Origin of the sequence: Nonomuraea sediminis (assembly GCF_018531495.1) — a bacterium.
GTDB lineage: Bacteria > Actinomycetota > Actinomycetes > Streptosporangiales > Streptosporangiaceae > Nonomuraea > Nonomuraea sediminis.
In genome coordinates, this window is sequence record NZ_JAHDTI010000002.1 from 762,734 (window position 1) to 777,713 (window position 14,980).

Genomic DNA, 14,980 nt, shown 5'->3' on the forward strand with positions numbered 1-14,980 from the left:
GAACAGATGCCCGTGATCGACGGGGCCACGGCCCCCACCTTCACCGTCCCCCACGTCACCGCCACCGGGCTGGCAGCGCCCAGCCGGGGCTCGGCGGAGACCTGCATGTGGCGCTTCACCATGGATCCCGGCGCGCCGACCGGCATCCACCAGGTGGACCGCGAGGAGATCTTCGTGATCCTGTCCGGCAGGGCGCTGGCCACGATCGACGGCGCCGAGCACCCCCTCGGGCCGGGCGACGCCCTGGTGGTGCCTGCGCACACGCCCTTCGGCATCGCCAACCCGCACGAGGAGCCGGTCGAGATGGTCGCCGTGCTCCCCGTCGGCGGTCAGGCGATCATGCCGGGCCAGGATCCGTTCGTCCCGCCGTGGGCCCGTTGAGATAGCCCCAGATCCTGGCGGGCGTCATCGGGGTCCGGGTGAGCCGGCCGGCGATCTCGGGCACGGCGGCGGCGATCGCGTTGCCGATGGCCGCCGGCGGCCCGATCGTCCCGCCCTCACCCGCCCCCTTCATCCCGCCCGGAGTGATCGGCGAAGGCGTCTCGAACAGCACCACCTCGATGTCGGGCACGTCGGTGGCACCGGGCAGCAGGTAGTCCACGATCGGCTGCCCGTCGTCGGTGTAGACGATCTCCTCGCTCAGCGCCATGCCGATGCCCTGCACCACCCCGCCGTGGATCTGCCCCCGCACGATCGCCTCGTTGACCACGACCCCCGAGTCGTGGACCGCCCAGTACCCCTCGACCTCGACCGCCCCCGTCTCCACGTCGACGGCCACGGCCGCCGCGTGCGCCCCGTAGGCGAACGTGGTCTCCGCCGGGTCGTAGCTGGCCCGCTCCTCCAGCCCAGGCTCCATCCCCGGGGGCAGGTCCCAGCCCCGCCAGGCCGCCGTCGCCAGCTCGCGCAGCGTCAGCCCCGACTGCGGATCGCCCTTCACCCGCACGGCCGAACCGTCCAGCTCCAGATCGTCCTGCGCGGCCTCCAGCCGGTGCGCCGCGATCGTCAGGATCTTCTCCCGCAGCTTCCCCGCCGCCTGGATCAGCGCCCCGCCGCCCACCGCCAGCGCCCTGCTGGCGATCGACCCGAGCGAGGAGTACGGCGTGGCCGCGGTGTCACCCAGCACCACCCGCACGCTGTCCACGGGCACGCCCATCCGCTCGGCGGCCAGCTGGGCGAGCGTGGTCTCGATCCCCTGCCCGATGCCGACCACCCCGGCGACCACGACCAGCGACCCGTCGGGCTCCATCCGCAGGATCGCGGTCTCGAACCCGCCGGCCTGCATGCCCATCGCCTTCATCGCCATCGAAGGGCCGAGCCCGGTCCCCTCGACGTGGCAGGAGAAGCCGATGCCGCGCCTGCGCCCGTCGTCGATCTCGCGCACCCTGGCCAGCTCGCGCACCGTGCGCAGCGCGCGCGGGTAGTCGCCCGAGTCGTAGACCTGCCAGACCCGCGTGGTGCAGGGCAGTTCGTCGGGTCCCAGCATGTTGCGCAGCCGCAGCTCCACCGGGTCGAACCCGAAGCGCCTGGCCGCCTCGTCGATCAGCCGCTCCCTGGTCATCGCCGCCTCGGGCTGGCCGAAGCCGCGGTAGGAGCCGGTGGGCGCGGTCGTGGTCAGCACGCCGCGCAGCCGTACGCCCGCCTTGTCGAAGCGGTAGGGGCCGGGCAGGAGCGTGGCCGTCACCGCGAACGGCGAGATGCCGACGTTCGACGGATGCGCACCGAGGTCTCCCACCACGTCGGCGTACAGCGCGGTGAAGCGCCCCGAGGCGTCCAGCGCGAGCCGGGCCCGGTGGACGGCCTCGCGGGCGGGCAGCGTGGCCACCAGCCGGTCGCTCGGCGATTCGATCCAGGCCACCGGGCGGCCCAGGCGCATCGCCGCCAGGCAGATCAGCGCCTCGTCCGGATACAGGTGCTCCTTGCCGCCGAACCCGCCGCCGGTGTCGCCACTGATCACCCTGACCTGCCCGTGCGGCAGCCCGAGCGCGTCGGCGGCATGGTCGCGCACGTGGTGCGGCGCCTGGGTGGAGATCCGGATGGTCAGCTCCCCGTCGGCGAAGGAGGCCACCAGCCCGCGCGGCTCCATCGGGTGCGGCGAGCACCTGCCGAACCTGAACTCCAGCTCCACCACGTGCTCGCCGCCGGCGACGGCCGCGTCGGCGTCGCCCATCACGAAGTCGCAGAACACCTCGCCCTGATCGATCCCGATCACCGGGGGCAGCTCGTCGAACTCCAGGTCCAGCAGGTCGGCCGCGTCCCTGGCGGCCTCCGGCGTGACGGCCACCACGACCGCCACCGGCTGGCCGGCGTACCTGATCACCTCGTCCATCACCGGGTAGGACAGCACCCGCTGGTCGGGCGCGAGGCTCACACACGGCAGCCGAACCCCGTCGGCGTCCCGCACGGTGATGACGTCCAGCACTCCCGGGTGCGCGCGGGCCGCCTTGGCCTCGAAGCTCACCAGCCTGCCGTGCGCGATCGGGCTGCGCACGACGTGCGCGTGGGCCATGCCGGGCAGCTTGATGCCGGCGACGAACCTGCCCCGTCCGCTCAGCAGCCGGGCGTCCTCCCTGCGGGCCATGCTCATGAACCCGATTGTGACCGCGCGCCGATGAGTTTCCAGTCTCCAACCGGTCTACATGGTCAACGACAGAAGGAGGCAACACCATGACGAGCCCGGCCCTTGGCAGCATGCTCCTGTCCAGCACGGACCCACAGCGGCTGCGCGACTGGTACGTGGCGGCGCTCGAGCCGCAGGAGAACAATGAGGGAAACGGCTACCGGATCCTGACGTTCGGCGAGTTCCACGTCCTCATCGACTCCCGCGCGGACATCGGCGACAAGAACCCCGAACCAGGCCGGGTGATCTTCAACTTCCACGTGGACGACGCCCACGCCGTCGCCGCCCGCGTCGACAAGCTCGGCACGACCTGGCTGGCCGAGCTGGAGGAGCGCGACGGCGGCCTGTTCGCCACCGCGATCGACCCGGACGGCAACTACGTGCAGATCATCCAGCTCAGCGAAGAGCAGAAGAAAGCGATGTAGCGACATGTTCGGCGACACCAAGGCCTTCAGCGGCTTCTCCGTGAACGACCTGGCCGCGGCCAAGCAGTTCTACGGCGAGACGCTCGGCATCAGGGTGACCGAGGAGCACGGGCTGCTCACCCTGCACCTGGCCGGCGGCGACCGGCCCACCCTGGTCTATCCCAAGGACGACCACACGCCCGCCACGTACACGATCCTCAACTTCCCTGTCGAGGACATCGACAAGGCGGTCGACCTGCTCACCGACCGCGGGGTGCGGTTCGAGCGCTACGAGCATCTGCAGACCGACGAGAAGGGGGTCTTCCGCGGGGGCGGTCCCCTGATCGCCTGGTTCACCGACCCGGCGGGCAACATCCTGTCGGTGATCCAGATGTAGGGCACCGGCTGGTCCGCGCCGCGGCCCGTCTTCCCGGACGGCGTCGGCCCGCTCCGGCCGCGCGCGGACCAACCGGACAAAACGATCACCGTTCGCGTGAACCTTACGCCGCGTTTACCGGCAGTGAGTACACTCGGGCGCGATCCAATCGGCCGAGATCTGTACGGCGAGGCTCTTGGCCATGGGCGGCTGCCCTCGGCCCCGTCCCATGGAGAGTCACGTGCTTCTTGACGCTGCGCCGCCCTCCACAGCCCCGCCCAAACGGCGCCGCTGGCTGCGCTGGACCCTCATCATCGCCGTGACCCTGGTGCTCGCGCTGGTCGGCGCCGCCGTGATCGTGTACGCCAAGCTCACAGGCAACGTCAAGCACATCGACATCACCGGCGAGGACCTCGGCGCCACCCGCCCACCCAAGATCGCGACCACCGCGCAGAACATCCTGATCGTCGGCTCCGACCAGCGCGACGGCAAGAACGCCAAGTACGGCCACCGCGTCGCCGGCGAGCGCACCGACACGATCATGCTGGCCCACCTGTCGTCCAAGCGCGACAACGCGATGGTCGTCAGCTTCCCCCGCGACTCGCTGGTCCAGCTGCCCGCCTGCCGCGCCAAGGGCCCCTTCGCGGGCCAGCAGCCGCACGTCGGCATGATCAACGAGTCGTTCAACTCCGGCGGCATCGGCTGCACCTGGAAGACGATCGAGTCGCTCACGCACATCCACATCGACCACTTCGTCAAGGTCGACTTCACCGGCTTCAAGAGCATGGTCGACGCGGTCGGCGGCGTCGAGGTGTGCCTGCCGCAGCGCATCGACGACACCAAGGCCCTGCTCCACCTGCCCGCCGGGAAGCAGACACTCAACGGCGAGCAGGCGCTGGGCTACGTGCGCGCCCGCTACAGCATCGGCGACGGCTCCGACATCGGGCGCATCCAGCGCCAGCAGATGTTCATCGCCTCCATGATCAAGAAGGTGATGAGCGGCCAGACGCTCACCAACCCGGCCAAGCTGCTCGGCTTCCTCGACGCGGGCACCAAGTCCGTCACCACCGACCCCGACCTCACGCCCGGCGTCATGAAGGACCTGGCCACCAGCCTGCAGGGCCTCAAGGCCGGCCAGATCCGCTTCGTCACCACGCCTTGGCACTACTCGCTCACCCAGCCCGGCCGCGTCGAGTGGGTGCAGCCGCAGGCGGGCAAGCTCTTCGAGACCGTCGCGGGAGACCGCAGCCTGCAGGGCGTCAAGGGCGGCCAGACCAAGGTGTCGCCGGAGAAGATCCAGATCGAGCTGCGCAACGGCACCTACCGCGGCGGCCTCGGCACCCAGGTCGCCGCCGCCCTCGAGCAGCGCGGCTACCACATCACCAAGGTCACCGACACGCGCACCAAGCCCGTGGCCAAGACCACCGTCCTGTACTCCCCCGCCGGCGAGACCCGGGTCCCGACCCTGACCAAGGACCTGCTCGCCAGCCAGACCCGCCTGGTCCCCGCCGCCCAGACCCCGCACCTGATCCTCGTCATCGGCAACGACTGGAAGGGCCTCAAACCCCAGCCCCCCACCGTCCCCAGCTTCGACGCCACCCACGACACGTGCGCGTCCTGAACTTCCTCCAGCCCGCGCGTCCTGACCTTCCTCCAGCCCGCTCATCCTGTACGGCGAGCCACGCCCACCGGCCGCCCGCCGTACTCCGGCCGCGGACCCGCGCCCGGCGCCCCTGGCGAGTCGATGCCGCCGTCCCGCCGCTACGACGCACGTACTCGTGGCCGCCGGCGCTGGGAGTGCCGACGCGGTTACTTCTCGGGAGGCAGGCGGGGGATGTCGGGCCCGAAAGCGCTGACACGGCGGGTCGAAGGGTGTTCCTGAGGGGGTTTGGGCGTGCGAGCATGGCGGGGTGATCGGTCATATCGGGATCAACGTGCCGGATCTCGCGGCGGCCAAGGCGTACTACGACCAGGTCATGCCGTTGCTGGGGTTCGAGGAGTTCCTGTCCAGCCACGACCAGTTCGCCTACCGGCCCGCGGGCGGCAAGCCGGGCACGTACCTGTTCTTCTACCCGGCGCTGGAGGAGAGCGGGTTCTCGCGGCACAGGACCGGGCTGCAGCACGTGGCGTTCATGGTCGGGTCCCGCTCCGCCGTACGGCAGGTGCGCGATCTGGCCGAGAAGCTGGGCAGCGAGATCGTGCACGAGCCGCGCGAGTTCCCCGAGTACCCGCCGCCCTACTACGCGGCCTTCTGGCTCGACCCCTTCGGTTTCATGATCGAGGCGGTCTGCCACCACGACCGCGATTGACCCTGACATCGTGTGAGGCGCTATGCCTGGAGCCATGAAACTCACCGAACGCATCGACGGGCTCTTCGACTCCGGCAAGGCACCCAATCTGCACGGCATCGTGATCCTCCAGGACGGCGAGCAGATCTACGAACGCTACGGCCAGGGCGAGGACTACATCCTCGGCGAGTCGCTGGGCGAGGTGAGGTTCGACGCCGACACCCTGCACGACGTCCGCTCGGTGTCCAAGAGCGTCGTCGCCCTGCTGTACGGCACGGCCCTGGCGCAGGGCAAGGTCCCGGGCCCCGACGAGCCGTTGCTGCCGAACTTCCCCGAGTACCCGGACCTCGTGGCGGATCCGGCCAAGGCCCGGCTGACCGTCGGCCACGCGCTGACCATGACGCTCGGGCTCGACTGGGACGAGAGCGTGCCGTACACGAGCTCGGCCAACAGCGAGATCGCCATGGAGGAGGCCCCCGACCGCTACCGCTACGTCCTCGAGCGGCCCTTCACCGCGGAGCCTGGCCTCACCTGGCACTACTGCGGCGGCGCCACGACCCTGCTCGGGAGCCTGATCGCCAAGGGCACCGGCCGGCCGCTGGAGGAGTACGCCCGCACGGCGCTGTTCGAGCCGCTGGGCATCACGTTCGAGTGGAGCACCGGCGCCGACGGCGTCGCGCTGGCGCCCGCCGGGCTGCGGCTGCGGCCGCGCGACCTGGCCGCCATCGGGCAGCTGGTGCTGGAGGGCGGGCGCGACGTGGTGCCCGGGACCTGGATCGAGGAGCTGCTGAAGCCCAGGATCAAGATCGACGAAGGGTTCGAGTACGGCTACCAGTGGTACGTCGGCCCCACCTGGGCCGCCGGGATGGGCAACGGCGGGCAGCGCCTGTTCCTGATGCCCGGCCGCCGCCTGGTCGCCGCGGTGGCGGCGGGCGACTACGAGAACTTCGCCCAGCCCAGCACCGCGGCGGTGATGGACGAGCTCGTCAGGGAATGAGGACGATCTTGCCCTGCGCGCCGCGCTCCTCCACCAGGCGGTGCGCCTGCGCCGCCTGGTCCAGCGGGAACGTGGGCCCGACCACGGCCTTGGTGCGCCCGTCGGCGAGCCTGGCGAACCCCTCCGGGTAGTGCACGTCGAAGACCTCACGGAACCAGGCGGGCCCACTGCACCCGACCAGCGACACCCCGCGCCCGAGCAGGTCGTCGGGGGTGACGGCGGGCGCCAGGCCGCTGAGCCGGCCGTAGTACAGCATGCGGCCCGTGCCGGGGGTGAGCGCCTCGACGACGCCGCGGGCCGAGTCGCCGCCGATCGACTCGAAGGCCACGTCGATGCCGTCGAGTTGCGCGGTCCAGCCCTCCTCCCGGTGGTCGATCACCGTGTCGGCGCCGAACTCCCTGGCCCGGTCGCGCTTCTCCCCGGCCCCCGCAGTGGCCACCACCCGTCCGGCGCCGAACTCCCTGGCCAGCTGGATCAGGTAGCCGCCCACGTTGCTCGCGCCCGCCTCGACCAGGACGGTCTCGCCCTCGCGTAGCGCGGCCCTGTGCACGAGCCCGAGCGCCACGGCCAGGGCCGCGCCGGCGGCGACCGCCTCGGCCGCGGGGACGCCCTCGGGAACGGGCCTGACCATCGCGGCGGGCATCGCCGCGTACTCCGCGTACGAACCCGTCCCGCCCGTCACCCCGGCGACCGTCCGGCCGACCAGGCCCTGGTCGACGCCCTCGCCGGCGGCGACCACCTCGCCCGCCGCCTCGACGCCGAGCACGGCGGGCAGCGGGACCGGCATGATTCCGGCCCGCATGTGCGCCTCGACGATGCTGACGCCGATCGCCTGGGCACGGACGAGGACCTGGCCGGGCCCGGCCTCGGGCCGGGGCATGTCCTCCAGCGACAGCACCTCCGGGCCGCCCGTCTCGTGAACGACTATCGCGCGCATGCCAGACCTCCTAAGTGAACCGTTGGTCCAGTTAATATATGGACCACTGGTCAAGTTTGTCCATGGGGAAGAATGGCATGATGGAGCGGCGGGAGCGGGCGGACGCGGCACGCAACAGGCAGGCCATCCTGGAGGCCGCCGAGGAGCTGCTGCGCGAGCACCCTCCCGAGCAGGTCTCCGTCGAGCGGGTGGCGGCCGCGGCCGGGGTGGGCAAGGGCACGGTCTTCCACCGTTTCGGCAGCCGCCTCGGGCTGATGCAGGCGCTGATGGCCGAGCGGGCGCTGGTCCTGCAGGAGGCCGCGACGTCAGGCCCGCCGCCGCTCGGGCCGGGCGCCTCGCCAGGCGAGCGGCTGGAGGCCTTCCTTGACGGGGTGGTCAAGCTGGCGATGCGCAACGTCGGGCTGATCACCGCGCAGGAGCACGCCCAGGCGACCAGGAAGGACAGCGCCCCCCGGCAGGAGAGCCCGATCTATCTCTTCTGGCACGAGCACGTCTCCGGGCTGCTGGCCGAGGCCCGCCCGGACGTGGACGCCGATCTGATCGCGCACCTCATCCTCAGCTCGCTGCACACCGAGCCGGTCGCGGCCCTGCTGCGCGCGGGCGACGGCGAACGGCTGGCGGTCTGTTTCCGCCAGCTCGTCACAGCGGTAGCCGGGTGATCGCCGTGTGGAAGGCGGCCACGGCGGCGCGGATCGCGGGGTGCTCGCCGTATCCCTTGCGGAAGGCGGCCAGGGTGCGGCGGCCGAGGGGCAGCGGCGCGAGCCGTACGCCCTGAGGAGGGGACAGGGCCGCCAGGCGCGGCACCAGCGCGACACCCTGTCCCGCGGCGGCGAAGGCGAGGATGGTGTCGAAGTCGTCGATGTGGTGGCGGACGCGGGGTTCGAAGCCGGCCGCCTGGCAGGCCCTGATGGCCATGGTGTGGCACAGCGTGCCGGGCTTGTTGGTGATCCACGGGTCCTGGCGTGCCTCGGCCACGGATGAGCGGTTGGTCAGGTACATGACCTCGGTGAACAGGGGCTCGGTCTCGAGCGAGGCGTCGGTGACCGGGGGCACGAAGTCGTACTCGTGCACCAGCGCCAGGTCCAACTCGCCCGCCCGCAGCGCCGCCGAGACGTCGGCAGGGTCGATCTCGGAGACCATCGGCTCCAGCGCGGCGGGAAGCTCCGCCAGCGCGACAGGAAGCAGGACCCGGGCCGCGGTGGGGAACGCGCCGATCCGGAGCGGACCCGCGGGCTCGCCGCTGAGGGACGCCAGCGCCGCCGAGGCCCGCTCGAGTTGCTCCAGTACGGCTTGCGCGTGCTCGACCAGCAGGCTTCCCGCCGGCGTCAGCGTCACGGTGCGGCCCGTGCGCTCGAGCAGCGGCACGCCCGCCTCCCGCTCCAGCGCGCTGAGCTGCTGGGAGACCGCCGACGGGGTGAACGTGAGCGCCTCGGCGACGGCCGCGATCGTGCCGCGCCGGGCCAGTTCGCGCAGCAGGCGGAGCTTGCGTGGGTCCAGCATCAGGTCAGCTTACGCTCGACGGTAGAAACGTGCGCTGGACCTAACCAATCGCGGCGGGGCACGCTCGTCACATGCTGAAGGGAATCCACGTACCGCTGATCACGCCGTTCGACGAATCGGGCGCTGTCGCGTTCGACGCGGTCGAGAAGCTCGCCAGGCACGTCCTCGACCAGGGCGCCTCCGGGCTGGTGGCGCTGGGCACCACCGGCGAGGTGGCCGCGCTGACCCCGGAGGAGCGGACCGGCGTGATCGAGGCCTGCCTCGGGCTGGGCGCGCCACTGATCGTCGGCGTCTCGGGCAACGACACCCGCTCGACCGCGCAAGCGCTGCGCGACCTGCCCGGGGGCGTGACGGCCGCGCTGGTGCCCGTGCCGTACTTCCTGCGGCCGTCGGAGCGCGGCGTGATCGCGCACTTCGAGGCGCTGGCCGAGGCCTCGCCGGTGCCGCTCGTGATCTACCACATCCCCTACCGGACCGGGCAGCCGGTCAGCGCCGCCACGCTGCGCCACCTGGGCGGGCACCCGATGATCGCCGGCGTGAAGTACGCGGCGGGCGGCATCGACCAGGACGCGGTCGACCTGCTTGGCGACCTGCCCACCGGGTTCGACGTGCTGGGCGGCGACGACGCCTACATCTCGCCGATGCTCGCGCTCGGCGCCACGGGAGGCATCCTGGCCTCGGCCCACCTGGACACCCGCTCGTTCGTCGAACTGTTCGACGCCTGGCAGGCGGGCGACGCCGAGCGGGCCAGGGCGCTGGGCCACCGGCTCGCGCGGCTGTCGGCGGCGCTGTTCGCCGAGCCCAACCCGACCGTGATCAAGGGCGTGCTGCACACGCGCGGCCTGATCCCGACCGCCGACGTACGGCTGCCGCTGCTCCCCGCGGGCGCCGATTCGATTGCCAAGGCCGAAAAATTGGCTGGACACATTTCTGTGTAGAACCTACGGTGTTCCGCATGTGGTTCCTGTAATCCCGCCCCGTCATCGACCGATCTCGATGCGGCATGCATGCCGGGAACAGGAGGTGGCCCATGCGGACCACCGGAATATCACTCTTCGACGTCACCAAACGCTATGACCGGGTCGTGCTCGACCGGGTCTCCTTCACCCTCAAGCCCGGCGAGAAGGCCGGCATCGTCGGCGACAACGGCTCGGGCAAGTCCACCTTGCTCGAGCTGCTGGCCGGCGTCTCGCGGCCCGACAACGGGGAACTCACCGTCGTGGCTCCCGGCGGGGTCGGATACCTGCCGCAGGCGCTCGACCTACCCTCCGGCTCGACCGTGGCCGACGCGATCGACCGCGCGCTGAGCGACCTGCGCGCCCTCGAGGCACGCATGCACGAGCTGGAGTCCCGCCTGACCGCCTCGGTCATGCCGGAGTACGCCGGGCTGGTGGCCGCCTACGAGGCGCGCGGCGGGTACGAGGCCGACGCCAGGGTGGAGATCGCCCTGCACGCGCTGGGCCTGCCGGGCCTGGACCGGGCGCGGCCGCTCGACACGCTCTCGGGCGGCGAGCGGTCGCGGCTGGCGCTGGCGGCCACGCTGGCCTCCGCGCCGGAGCTGCTCCTGCTCGACGAGCCGACCAACGACCTGGACGACCAGGCGGTGGCCTGGCTCGAGGGGCCGTCCCGGCAGGACGGTGCTCGGGGCCTACGCCGAGGGCCGCGGGGGCGGGCTTGACGAGCACGCCGACGCGCTGCTGGCCACGGGTCTGTTCCGCCCGTCGGAGCTGCGGCTGCGCGTGGGAGAGCTCTCCTACGGCCAGCGGCGCAGGATCGAGCTGGCCCGCCTGGTCAGCGAGCCTGTCGACCTGCTCCTGCTGGACGAGCCGACCAACCACCTGTCACCGATGCTCGTGGAGCAGTTGGAGCAGGCGCTGGAGGGCTACCGGGGAGCGCTGGTGATCGTGACGCACGACCGCCGGATGCGGGCGTCGTTCACCGGCTCCCGCCTGGAGCTCGACGCGGGCCTGCGGGCGGCGTGACGACCGCGTGGTCGCGATGGCCCGGCCCATCGCGACCACGCGAGTCAGCGGGCGGCGCGGGCTGCCGCCACCTTCTTCTTGCCGATGGCGAACCAGAAGATCCACCCGAGCGGGATGAACAGGATCAGCAGCCACCAGCCGAAGGTCGCCTTGTTCCTGATCGCCGAGACCAGGGTGGCAATGGCGATGACGTAGTAGATCCCCACCAGGACCAGCGAGAGGACCGAGGACCCGGCCGAGGCCGTGGCCACCTCTTCACCGTCAGCCAGCAAGTACACGAGTGCTCCTTTGGGTCAGATCGCAGTGACCCGCAGACACTCCCAGCGCCACGTAGACGTCCGATCGACGACCCGTAAACGCCCATCTCATCCCGCTGTGCGCCCGAGCCCCGCCTCCCGTGCCCTGACGATCGCCTCGGCCCGGTCGGCCACGTGCAGCTTGGCGAAGATGTTGGAGACGTTGTTGCGCACCGTCTTCGGCGACAGGAACAGGGCCGAGGCGATCTGCGCGTTCGAGCGCCCGGCCGCCACCAGCGCGAGTATCTCCCGCTCGCGCGGCGACAGCTGCGGGAACACAGGATCGTTCGCGACCGTGGCAGTGGCCTGGAAGAACTCGGCGACCCGGCGTGCCATGGCGGGGCCGAAGATCGCCTCGCCGTGCGCCACCGCGGTGATCGCGCGGACGATCTCCGCCTGGTTGGCGCCCTTGAGCAGATAGCCCCGAGCTCCCGCGCGCATCGCGGCGAACAGCGTGGCGTCCTCCTCCGACATGGTCAGCACGACCACCGCGACGTGCGGGCTGTCGCCGACGATGCGCCTGGTGGCCTCGATGCCGTCGAGTCCCGGCATGCGCACGTCCATCACGACCACGTCGGGCTGCAGGTCGGCGGCGCGCTCGACCGCCTCCTCGCCGTCCGCGGCGGTACCGGCCACCTCGATGCCCGGGATCGAGCCGAGCAGCAGGGCGAGCCCGTCCCGGTAGACCGGGTGGTCGTCGGCCAGCAGCACCCGGATCACCTCGTCGCCGCTAGACAACGGCCGCCTCCATCGACATCGGCAGCCGGGCGGACACCAGGGTCCCGCCGTCGGGCGGGCGGGTCACCTGACAGTCGCCGCCCAGCTCGGCCGCGCGTTCCCGCAGCGAGATCATGCCGACTCCGGCCGTCACCTCGGGCCCGATGCCCGTGCCGTCGTCGCGTACCGTCACCTCGAGCCTCCCCTCCCGCGCGCTCAGCGTGATGTCGCAGCGTGCCGCGCCCGAGTGCCTGGCCACGTTGGCCAGCGCCTCGGACACGATACGGTAGGCCGCCACCTCGACCGCCGCGGGCAGGGTGTCCAGCGCGCCGTCGCCGGTGAGCCTGACCTCCAGAGAGGGCGAGCGGAACCGGTCCGCCTGCTGCGCGATCGCGCCCAGCACGCCCAGCTCGTCGAGGGCGGGCGGCCGCAGGTCGTGCACCAGCCTGCGCACATCCGCGAGCACGCCGCTGACCTCGGCGGCCGTCTGCTCCAGAATGCGATCGGCCTGCTCCGGCGCGGACGGCGCCAGGTTGCGCGCCGCCTCGATGCGCAGCGCCACCGCGCCCAGGCTGGGGCCGAGTCCGTCGTGCAGGTCCCTGCGGAGCCTGCGCCGCTCCTCCTCGCGGGCCAGGACGAGCCGGGCGCGGATGCGCTGCAGGTCGCTGCTCAGCTCGCTGGCCCGGGCCGCGGCGGCGGCCTGCCGTACGAGATCGCCGAGCAGCCGCTGGTCGCGTTCGGTCAGGTCCGCGCGGCACAGCACCAGCCGTCCCACGACCTCGCCGCGGTAGGCGACCTGCAGCGAGACCGCGGGGCCTCGCGGCGAGCCGTACTCGACCGCCGAGCGTTCGCCGCCCGGTCGTTCGATCTCCACCCGGACGTAGGGCAGCCGGAACGCCTCGGCCAGCGTCGTGGCGACCGCGAGCAGTTGCTCGTCCGGATCGGTCGCCAGCTCCAGCCGCTCGGCCAGCGTCGAGACCGCGGCGTAGGGGTCGTCCCTGGAGCCGCGCACCAGCCGCCGTACCAGCCGCCACAGCCACGTCCGCAGCGGCGCGTACAGCACGGCGACGATGGCGATAGCGGCCAGCGCCGATTCCCGCTCGCCGAGCAGGCTGCCCGCCAGCGTGAACACCGCCACGTCCACCAGCACCACCAGCGCCGCGAGCACGGCGTAGGCCACGGTGGCCGACAGCAGCCTGTCGATGTCGTAGAGCCGGTACCTGGCAACCGCCACCACCACGGCCGCCGCGGTGAACGCGGTGGCCAGCACCAGCAGCACCGCCGGAACCTGAGGCGACATCGACAACGGCAGCAGGAACACCACCATGTCGATCAGCGCCGCCCACATCAGCCACCTGATCTGGGCCCGCCGCTCCGCGTCGGCGATCACGTACCTGCGCACCATCACCGCGAACGGCACCACCAGGCTCACCAGGACGGACGCGTACGCGAGCGCGAGCACCGGCTCCCAGAAGGCGTACGGCAGCGCGACGGACACCGGATCGAGCCCCAGCCGGGCGATCTCCGGCGGCAGCACCTGTCCGTGATAGCGCTCCATCACCTGCGAGGGCGCAGTCACCAGCACGGCGGTGAGCAGACCGGTCAGCACGAGGCTCGTCACCGACAGGCCGCGCCACACCCGCCCCGACGGCAGCCGCCCGTCGGGGAACAGCAGGATCAGCAGCGGCAGCCCCAGCAGCAGCGACGCTCCGAAGCGCGAGCAGAACCAGAAGGCCGCCGCGCCTCCCGGCAGCCCCGGCGACACATACACGGCGAGAGTCGCCCAGCTCAACGCGAGCCCGTCAAGCAACCACAACAACCCGAACGCGGTCAGCACCCAGGCCACGGGATGGCGCGGCAGCCTGCGCAGCAGCAGCGCGCCCGGCACGAGCATCGCCAGCCCGGTGAACGCCGACGACCAGCCCGGCTCCAGCTCCGACGTCGCCGGGACCCGCACGCCCGCGGTGCGCAGGTCGAGCAGCACCGTGGCGGTCGCGATGGCCAGCGCGACGGCCACCAGCGCTGGGAGTCCGATACGTCCGGTTCTTGTCACGGCATGCATTACACCCGACGCCGCGTCCCCCTGTCCCGGGACAGGGGTCCCTTTCACCTCGGGACATGCGGCTCTGCCTGCCCGGGGCGCCCCGCCGGGAGCCTGTTCCCACGACATCCTCTCGGGAAAGGAATCACCCTCATGGACGCGAAGTTCAGCACCAGCCCGGCCAGGGCCCGTACCGACGTACCCGCCGACCTGCCCGCCGGCGGCAGGGCGCCGATCGCGCCGGCCACCGTACGCAGGCTCGGACTCGCGCTGAGCGCGGGCACGCTCGCCTGGGCGGCGAGCATCTTCGTCTACGGCAGCCAGGCCCAGGGGTTCGGCGGGCGGGTCGGCGACCTGACCGGTCTGCTCTTCCAGCTCGGTGTCTTCGCCCTGCTGGCCGTGCAGATCCGGACACAGGCCACGGGGACGTCGCGAGCCTCCAGGATCATGCTCAAGGTCGAGCTCGTGCTGCTCGGGCTGGCCAGCGTGTGGTCCCTCCTGCACGGCGTCCTGCCCGAGCCCGCCCAGGACGGACCGCTGATGATCCTCGACGTCTTCTGGCCGCTGTCCATGCTGGGCATGATGGTCATCGCGATCAAGCTCGCCGTGGCCGGACGCTGGCGCGGGACGCTGCGGTGGTGGCCGCTGATCGCCGAGAGCTGGGCCGTGGTGACGGTGCCCAGCTTCCTCCTGCTCGGCGACTCGGTCTCCAACTGGGTCGGCGGCCTCCACCTGATCGTCGGCTACGCCGCCCTCGGCGTGCTCATGGCCGTGCGCCCTGAGCTGGCTGTCGAGCGATGATCCACCTGAGGCTCGCCGTACCGC

15 protein-coding genes and 1 pseudogene are annotated in these 14,980 nt (G+C 71.8%); 10 read left to right on the plus strand and 6 right to left on the minus strand.

The genetic code is table 11. The features are described from left to right. Positions 1 to 6 precede the first annotated feature (6 nt). Positions 7 to 381, plus strand: a complete 375-nt coding sequence (locus KIK09_RS11585) for a cupin domain-containing protein (RefSeq protein ID WP_214318812.1) — start codon at positions 7 to 9, stop codon at positions 379 to 381. On the opposite strand, the gene KIK09_RS11590 is transcribed toward KIK09_RS11585, so the two are convergent. After that, entirely contained in the window at positions 338 to 2,584 is a 2,247-nt protein-coding gene (locus tag KIK09_RS11590) for a xanthine dehydrogenase family protein molybdopterin-binding subunit (protein WP_214318814.1), read from the minus strand. The genes KIK09_RS11585 and KIK09_RS11590 overlap by 44 nt on opposite strands. An 80-nt stretch (positions 2,585 to 2,664) precedes the next feature. Here KIK09_RS11590 and KIK09_RS11595 point away from each other — a divergent pair, with 80 nt between their 5' ends. The 5 genes from KIK09_RS11595 (at position 2,665) to KIK09_RS11615 (ending at position 6,682) form a co-directional block, all read left to right on the plus strand. After that, entirely contained in the window at positions 2,665 to 3,042 is a 378-nt protein-coding gene (locus KIK09_RS11595) for a VOC family protein (RefSeq protein ID WP_214318816.1), read from the plus strand. Between the two features lie 4 nt (positions 3,043 to 3,046). After that, on the plus strand, positions 3,047 to 3,418 hold the full coding sequence (locus KIK09_RS11600; protein ID WP_214318818.1) for a VOC family protein: 372 nt from the start codon (positions 3,047 to 3,049) through the stop codon (positions 3,416 to 3,418). A 220-nt stretch (positions 3,419 to 3,638) separates the two neighbouring features. After that, positions 3,639 to 5,018 carry an LCP family protein gene (locus KIK09_RS11605; protein WP_308164031.1) on the plus strand — a complete coding sequence of 460 codons (1,380 nt, stop codon included), beginning with the start codon at positions 3,639 to 3,641 and terminating at the stop codon, positions 5,016 to 5,018. Positions 5,019 to 5,307: 289 nt separating this feature from the next. Next, positions 5,308 to 5,706 carry a VOC family protein gene (locus tag KIK09_RS11610; protein WP_214318822.1) on the plus strand — a complete coding sequence of 133 codons (399 nt, stop codon included), beginning with the start codon at positions 5,308 to 5,310 and terminating at the stop codon, positions 5,704 to 5,706. 34 nt (positions 5,707 to 5,740) lie between these two features. Further along, positions 5,741 to 6,682, plus strand: coding sequence for a serine hydrolase domain-containing protein (locus KIK09_RS11615; RefSeq protein ID WP_214318824.1), 942 nt, complete (start codon positions 5,741 to 5,743; stop codon positions 6,680 to 6,682). Here KIK09_RS11615 and KIK09_RS11620 read toward each other — a convergent pair. Beyond that, positions 6,672 to 7,619, minus strand: a complete 948-nt coding sequence (locus KIK09_RS11620; protein WP_214318826.1) for a quinone oxidoreductase family protein — start codon at positions 7,617 to 7,619, stop codon at positions 6,672 to 6,674. The genes KIK09_RS11615 and KIK09_RS11620 overlap by 11 nt on opposite strands. A gap of 62 nt (positions 7,620 to 7,681) precedes the next feature. Between KIK09_RS11620 and KIK09_RS11625 the strand changes: the two genes are divergently transcribed. Next, positions 7,682 to 8,278, plus strand: coding sequence for a TetR/AcrR family transcriptional regulator (locus KIK09_RS11625; RefSeq protein ID WP_250572900.1), 597 nt, complete (start codon positions 7,682 to 7,684; stop codon positions 8,276 to 8,278). On the opposite strand, the gene KIK09_RS11630 is transcribed toward KIK09_RS11625, so the two are convergent. Next, a complete protein-coding gene (locus KIK09_RS11630; protein WP_214318828.1) occupies positions 8,259 to 9,119 on the minus strand; it encodes a LysR family transcriptional regulator in 861 nt (286 codons plus the stop codon). The two genes, KIK09_RS11625 and KIK09_RS11630, sit on opposite strands and share 20 nt — an antisense overlap. 71 nt (positions 9,120 to 9,190) lie before the next feature. On the opposite strand from KIK09_RS11630, the gene KIK09_RS11635 reads away from it, so the two are divergent. After that, positions 9,191 to 10,057, plus strand: coding sequence for a 4-hydroxy-tetrahydrodipicolinate synthase family protein (locus KIK09_RS11635; RefSeq protein WP_214318830.1), 867 nt, complete (start codon positions 9,191 to 9,193; stop codon positions 10,055 to 10,057). Positions 10,058 to 10,149: 92 nt separating this feature from the next. Next, positions 10,150 to 11,101: pseudogene (locus KIK09_RS11640) on the plus strand (ATP-binding cassette domain-containing protein). A gap of 44 nt (positions 11,102 to 11,145) precedes the next feature. On the opposite strand, the gene KIK09_RS11645 reads toward KIK09_RS11640, so the two are convergent. The 3 genes from KIK09_RS11645 to KIK09_RS59975 all read right to left on the minus strand — a co-directional run bounded on the left by KIK09_RS11645 (position 11,146) and on the right by KIK09_RS59975 (position 14,167). Further along, positions 11,146 to 11,379, minus strand: coding sequence for a hypothetical protein (locus KIK09_RS11645; protein ID WP_214318832.1), 234 nt, complete (start codon positions 11,377 to 11,379; stop codon positions 11,146 to 11,148). Positions 11,380 to 11,466: 87 nt separating this feature from the next. Beyond that, positions 11,467 to 12,135, minus strand: a complete 669-nt coding sequence (locus KIK09_RS11650) for a response regulator transcription factor (protein ID WP_250572901.1) — start codon at positions 12,133 to 12,135, stop codon at positions 11,467 to 11,469. Continuing rightward, positions 12,128 to 14,167, minus strand: a complete 2,040-nt coding sequence (locus KIK09_RS59975; RefSeq protein WP_214318834.1) for a sensor histidine kinase — start codon at positions 14,165 to 14,167, stop codon at positions 12,128 to 12,130. The genes KIK09_RS11650 and KIK09_RS59975 overlap by 8 nt, the downstream gene beginning before the upstream one ends. Positions 14,168 to 14,308: 141 nt before the next feature. Between KIK09_RS59975 and KIK09_RS11660 the strand changes: the two genes are divergently transcribed. Beyond that, positions 14,309 to 14,956 (plus strand): hypothetical protein, encoded by a 648-nt coding sequence (locus KIK09_RS11660; RefSeq protein WP_214318836.1) that lies wholly within the window; start codon positions 14,309 to 14,311, stop codon positions 14,954 to 14,956. Positions 14,957 to 14,980: the final 24 nt, after the last annotated feature.

Bases quoted from the DNA above. Each gene is read 5' to 3' on its own strand.
- KIK09_RS11630 (WP_214318828.1), bottom strand. From the start codon at position 9,119: ATGCTGGACCCACGCAAGCTCCGCCTGCTGCGCGAACTGGCCCGGCGC.
- KIK09_RS11595 (WP_214318816.1), top strand. From the start codon at position 2,665: ATGACGAGCCCGGCCCTTGGCAGCATGCTCCTGTCCAGCACGGACCCA.
- KIK09_RS11620 (WP_214318826.1), bottom strand. From the start codon at position 7,619: ATGCGCGCGATAGTCGTTCACGAGACGGGCGGCCCGGAGGTGCTGTCG.
- KIK09_RS11590 (WP_214318814.1), bottom strand. From the start codon at position 2,584: ATGAGCATGGCCCGCAGGGAGGACGCCCGGCTGCTGAGCGGACGGGGC.
- KIK09_RS11585 (WP_214318812.1), top strand. From the start codon at position 7: ATGCCCGTGATCGACGGGGCCACGGCCCCCACCTTCACCGTCCCCCAC.
- KIK09_RS11615 (WP_214318824.1), top strand. From the start codon at position 5,741: ATGAAACTCACCGAACGCATCGACGGGCTCTTCGACTCCGGCAAGGCA.
- KIK09_RS11600 (WP_214318818.1), top strand. From the start codon at position 3,047: ATGTTCGGCGACACCAAGGCCTTCAGCGGCTTCTCCGTGAACGACCTG.
- KIK09_RS11660 (WP_214318836.1), top strand. From the start codon at position 14,309: ATGGACGCGAAGTTCAGCACCAGCCCGGCCAGGGCCCGTACCGACGTA.
- KIK09_RS11635 (WP_214318830.1), top strand. From the start codon at position 9,191: ATGCTGAAGGGAATCCACGTACCGCTGATCACGCCGTTCGACGAATCG.
- KIK09_RS11625 (WP_250572900.1), top strand. From the start codon at position 7,682: ATGGGGAAGAATGGCATGATGGAGCGGCGGGAGCGGGCGGACGCGGCA.